Source organism: Streptomyces sp. NPDC058459, assembly GCF_042721685.1.
Taxonomy (GTDB): Bacteria; Actinomycetota; Actinomycetes; order Streptomycetales; family Streptomycetaceae; genus Streptomyces.
Genome location: NZ_JBHXLV010000331.1, coordinates 1328 through 2743, shown reverse-complemented (window position 1 = coordinate 2743; position 1416 = coordinate 1328). Strand labels below are relative to the sequence as shown.

Genomic DNA, 1416 nt, shown 5'->3' with positions numbered 1-1416 from the left:
TGCCGGGCACGCTGTTGGGTGTCTGAGGGAATGATGTTCCTTCAGTCGCCGGCCCCAGTGCACTCGGACCGTCAGGGTTCGGGGTGATGGGTGGCTGGTCGTTGTTTGAGAACTGCACAGTGGACGCGAGCATCTGTGGCCAAGTTTTTAAGGGCGCACGGTGGATGCCTTGGCACCAGGAACCGATGAAGGACGTGGGAGGCCACGATAGTCCCCGGGGAGCCGTCAACCAGGCTTTGATCCGGGGGTTTCCGAATGGGGAAACCCGGCAGTCGTCATGGGCTGTCACCCGCTGCTGAACACATAGGCAGTGTGGAGGGAACGAGGGGAAGTGAAACATCTCAGTACCCTCAGGAAGAGAAAACAACCGTGATTCCGGGAGTAGTGGCGAGCGAAACCGGATGAGGCCAAACCGTATACGTGTGAGACCCGGCAGGGGTTGCGTGTGCGGGGTTGTGGGATCTCTCTTCTGTCGTCTGCCGGCGGCAGGACGAGTCAGAAACCGTTGATGTAGGCGAAGGACATGCGAAAGGTCCGGCGTAGAGGGTAAGACCCCCGTAGTCGAAATGTCAACGGCTCGTTTGAGAGACACCCAAGTAGCACGGGGCCCGAGAAATCCCGTGTGAATCTGGCGGGACCACCCGCTAAGCCTAAATATTCCCTGGTGACCGATAGCGGATAGTACCGTGAGGGAATGGTGAAAAGTACCGCGGGAGCGGAGTGAAATAGTACCTGAAACCGTGTGCCTACAAGCCGTGGGAGCGTCGCGCATTGAGTTTACTCGATGCGTCGTGACTGCGTGCCTTTTGAAGAATGAGCCTGCGAGTTTGCGGTGTGTTGCGAGGTTAACCCGTGTGGGGAAGCCGTAGCGAAAGCGAGTCCGAACAGGGCGGTTTAGTAGCGCGCTCAAGACCCGAAGCGGAGTGATCTAGCCATGGGCAGGTTGAAGCGGAGGTAAGACTTCGTGGAGGACCGAACCCACCAGGGTTGAAAACCTGGGGGATGACCTGTGGTTAGGGGTGAAAGGCCAATCAAACTCCGTGATAGCTGGTTCTCCCCGAAATGCATTTAGGTGCAGCGTCGTGTGTTTCTTGCCGGAGGTAGAGCACTGGATAGGCGATGGGCCCTACCGGGTTACTGACCTTAGCCAAACTCCGAATGCCGGTAAGTGAGAGCGCGGCAGTGAGACTGTGGGGGATAAGCTCCATGGTCGAGAGGGAAACAGCCCAGAGCATCGACTAAGGCCCCTAAGCGTACGCTAAGTGGGAAAGGATGTGGAGTCGCACAGACAACCAGGAGGTTGGCTTAGAAGCAGCCACCCTTGAAAGAGTGCGTAATAGCTCACTGGTCTAGTGATTCCGCGCCGACAATGTAGCGGGGCTCAAGCGTACCGCCGAAGTCGTGTCATTGCAGCAG

Annotated in this window: 1 rRNA gene (running past one end of the window); it reads left to right on the top strand. The window is 57.6% G+C overall.

What is annotated here, in order from left to right:
* Nucleotides 1-137: 137 nt before the first annotated feature.
* Nucleotides 138-1416 (top strand): 23S ribosomal RNA (locus ACFWN1_RS32000); it runs 1128 nt beyond the window's last position.